Raw genomic sequence first — 3,853 nt, 5'->3', positions numbered from 1 at the left:
CGCCACCCCGTACCTCGCGCTCAACGGCGCGAAGGTCGGCGACGAGGCGCTCGACTCGCCGGACGCCCTGAAGGAGGCCGTCGCGGACGCCGCCGCCGGGCCGCCCGGGCCTGCGGGGCGGACGTCGCCGAACTTGCCGTCGGAGCGGCGCGGGGTCTCCGGCGGGGGCGGGGCGACCCGGGCGATGGCGAGGAAGCCGCCGATGACCAGCATGCCGAGGCCGAGCAGGACGGCGGCGGCCGGGATGTAGCTGCGGACGGCGTCGATCTGGAAGGCGGTGCTGTCCGCCATGCCGGCCAGCTGCTTCTGGTCCTGGTCGACGGTGACGAGGTCGGCCTGCGCGACGACCATCTTGCCCTTGCCGTCGGGGGTCTGGACGGTGCTGCGGATGTTCTCGCGGTGCTTCACCGGGATGCCGGTGCGCGGGTCGGCCCAGACGGTGTTGTAGGCCTCGGTGTAGCGGTCGACCTTCTGGTCCTTGGTGCCCTCGGGCAGGCCGAGGAGCTTGGCGGGCATCTTGGTGTCGAGCGCGGCGGTCTTGGTCAGCGGGATGACCTGGGTGAAGCGGTAGGCCGTGACGCCGTGGACCTTCTCGACGCCGTTGAAGTGCATCGGCGCCGGCTGCTTCGTCGTCATGTCGAAGAACGGGTAGTCGCGCTTGCGCACGTTGGCGAGCGGGAACAGCAGGCCGTAGCCCGACATCCGGACGGTGTTGTCGCCGTCGACGTTCGTGCCGCAGCAGTTGACCAGCTCGCCCGTCCGCCGGTCGAACGCGATCCGGTAGCCCTGGATCTGGATGGGCTTGTCGGGGTTCGCCTTGTCGAAGATGTTGATCGTCGAGTCCCAGACGGCGATCTTGTCGTTGCCCTCGTTGGCCCGCACGTCGCCGCGGACGGTGCTGTTGGCCTCCAGGGTGACGCCCGTCTTGAGCTTGAGCGTCGCGGTGTCGAAGTAGGCGGCGTTCGTCGCCTCCAGCCGGGTGAACTGGTAGCGGTTGAGCGGTGCCTGGACCACCTGGTCGGCCACGTAGAACCGGACGAGGGGCGCGAGCGAGAGGAAGAACGCGCCCAGGCCGATCAGGACCAGGCCGACCGGTCGCCGCATGAACACCTCCGGGGGCTGCTGTCGCCGCACGGCCGAGGGGCCACGCCCAGCGTCGCCGAGTTACCCTACAGTACCTGCCAAACCGCCCGTCCAATAACGCCCTCCTTACTCCCCAACGGACGGGCGCCGGGCACGTGAGCGGGTCCCCCGGCCGGACGCTCCCGATGGCGTCCTTCCGCCCGGTACCGGCAGGTAAGCTCCCGCGTACATCACGGATGCACACGCATACCCCCGAACCCCCACGAGGTGCCCATGGCCTCGGCGCCCCCCAGACCCGCCGGACGCGCGCCGGACGGCCACCGCGCGACGCTCGCCCGGTCGGTGCGCCTGCTGAGCGCGTTCCGCCGCGAGCAGAGCGACCCGGACGGCTTCTACGCCCTCGTGGCGCGCGACACCGTGGCGCAGCTCGCCTCCTACACGGAGCTGGCGGGCGCGACGGTGATCGACGTGGGGACCGGTGCCGGGCACTTCGCGCGGGCGCTGGCGGCGGCCGGGGCGCGCTGCGCGGGCCTCGACCACGCCCTCGGGGAGCTGACCGCGCACGGGGAGCCGGGGCCCAACACCCTGGTCGCGGACGCCCTCGCGCTGCCGTTCAGGACCGGTTCCGCCGACGTCTGCTTCTCCTCGAACGTGCTGGAGCACGTCCCGGACCCGTGGCGGATGGCCGGGGAGATGGTCCGCGTGACCCGTCCCGGCGGGACCGTGTTCCTGTCGTTCACGAACTGGCTGTCGCCGTGGGGCGGGCACGAGACGTCCCCGTGGCACTACCTCGGCGGCGACCTCGCCGCGCGGCGGTACGAGCGGCGGACGGGCCGTCCGCCGAAGAACCGGTTCGGGCACAGCCTCCACCCGGTCTCGGTGTCGGCGGCGCTCGACTGGGCCCGGAGCCGCGACGACGTGCGGCTCCTCGACGCCGTGCCGCGCTACCACCCGCGCTGGGCGGAGGGCGTCGTCCGCGTCCCGGTGATCCGGGAGATCGCGACGTGGAACCTGGTGCTCGTCCTGCGCAAGAAGGCCGGCCGGACGTGAGGCCCGCGCCGCCGACGCCGCCGCCGATCTCGGGCCACCAGGACACGCTGGACGGGCTCCGGGCGGTGGCGGCGCTCGCGGTCCTCGTGTACCACGTGGCGAGCACGGCGGGCGCGGTCAGCGGGACGACGGGCGCCGGGTGGCTGTACAACGGCGGCCAGGTCGGGGTGCCGATCTTCTTCACGCTGTCCGGGCTGCTGCTGTACCGGCCGTGGGCCGCGGCCGTCCTCGACGGGCGGAAGGCGCCCAAGGCGCGCGAGTACTTCCGCAAGCGGGCGCTGCGCATCCTTCCGGCCTACTGGGCGGTCATCGTCTGCTTCATGCTGACCGCCGGGCGCGGGCACATCGGCGACCCGGTCACGTGGGGCTCGCTCCTCACGCTCACGCAGACCTACCTGTCGGACCCGTGGTGGAAGCTGGGGCTCGGGCCGCCGGAGCTCGGCCAGGCGTGGAGCCTGGTGGTGGAGGTCTCCTGGTACCTCGCGCTGCCGCTCACCGCGGCCGTCCTCGGCTGGTACGCGCGCCGCGCCCCGGCGGACGACGTCGGCGTCCGGGCGCGGCGGCTGCTGTACGGCATCGGGGCGTACGCCGCGCTGTCGCTGCCCTACACGGCGGTGATGTTCCTCCCGGGGCACCGGCACCCGCAGATGGGGCTGTGGCTACCGCGGTTCTTCTGCTGGTTCGCGATCGGAATGGCGCTCGCGGTCGTCACGGTGTGGGCGCGACTGGACGGGCGGCGCCCGGTGGCGGCGCTGTGCCGGGCCGTCGCGGACTCGTGGGCGGCGTGCTGGACGGCCGCCGCGATGCTGTACGTCGTCGCGTCCACGCCGGTGACGGGCCCGATCACGCTCCAGACGCCGGACGCGTTCTGGACGTCGGTGTTCGACCTCGTGCTGAACGGCCTGTGCGCGGCGGCCCTGGTCGCGCCGGTGGCGCTGGCCCCGGCGGGGCATCCGGCGCTCGGCGCGATCCTCGGCAACCCGGTGATGCGGTTCCTCGGCCGGATCTCCTACGGCCTGTTCCTCTGGCAGATGCTGATCATCGTCGGCTGGTACGAGGCGACGGACCGGGCGTTCCGGGGGGAGGTCCTGACGGATCTTCCGCTGATGGCCGCGGCGTCCATCGCAGCGGCGACGCTGAGCTACTACCTGGTGGAGTGGCCGGTGCAGCGGCTGACCCGCCGCCGTCGCGGCCGTCCCCGCCCGGACCGGGGCCGCCCGGACCCCGGCCGCCCGGACCGGGGCCGCCCGGCCCGGGACCTCCTGGACGCGGGCCCTCTGGACCGTCCTGACCAGACCCGCCCGGATTCTCCGGGCCGGAGCCGGGCGCGGCCCAGCTGATCTCGATCCGGCCGCCGCCTCCGGCGCCGCGCGGCCGGGGCCGCCACAGCTCGACCGCGATCCGCCCGACGACGGCGAGGCCGAGGAGCTGCGGCGCGACGTCGCCGAGCGCGCCGGACGGGGCGGCCGGGTTGTCCAGCAGGTTCCACCGGTTGCCGACGGCGAGGCAGGCCGTCCCGGCGATCATCGTGAGGGCGATCGTCCAGGGCGAGGTCACGGCGCGCGGGACGGCCGAGCGGCGGGTGCGCGCCCAGCCGCACACGACGGCGACGGCGGTGGTGACGGCGAGGCCGGGGACGCCGGCGATCCAGCCGCCGAGCGCGGCGGCGAGGCCGATCGCGGCCCAGGCGGGCCAGCCCGTCCCGGCGACGGGGGCGCCG

4 protein-coding genes are annotated in these 3,853 nt (G+C 74.2%); 3 read left to right on the top strand and 1 reads right to left on the bottom strand.

Going from position 1 to position 3,853, the window contains the following annotated elements; all coding sequences use genetic code 11:
* Positions 1 to 1,104, bottom strand: a 1,104-nt coding sequence (gene pgfA / locus E1300_RS48325; RefSeq protein WP_131763972.1) for a cell envelope lipid trafficking protein PgfA, incomplete at its 3' end; no start/stop codon positions are given.
* A 252-nt stretch (positions 1,105 to 1,356) separates the two neighbouring features.
* Between pgfA and E1300_RS48320 the strand changes: the two genes are divergently transcribed.
* The 3 genes from E1300_RS48320 to E1300_RS48310 form a co-directional block, all read left to right on the top strand.
* Entirely contained in the window at positions 1,357 to 2,133 is a 777-nt protein-coding gene (locus E1300_RS48320; protein ID WP_131763971.1) for a class I SAM-dependent methyltransferase, read from the top strand.
* Positions 2,130 to 3,473, top strand: coding sequence for an acyltransferase family protein (locus E1300_RS48315; protein WP_165503338.1), 1,344 nt, complete (start codon positions 2,130 to 2,132; stop codon positions 3,471 to 3,473). The genes E1300_RS48320 and E1300_RS48315 overlap by 4 nt, the downstream gene beginning before the upstream one ends.
* Positions 3,474 to 3,625: 152 nt before the next feature.
* The coding region (locus E1300_RS48310; RefSeq protein ID WP_207400436.1) for a hypothetical protein at positions 3,626 to 3,853 on the top strand (228 nt) is incomplete at its 3' end.

This window comes from Actinomadura fibrosa (genome assembly GCF_900659615.1).
GTDB lineage: Bacteria > Actinomycetota > Actinomycetes > Streptosporangiales > Streptosporangiaceae > Spirillospora > Spirillospora fibrosa.
The sequence above is the reverse complement of the archived record's forward strand: the minus strand, read 5'-3'. Positions and strand labels throughout refer to the sequence as shown.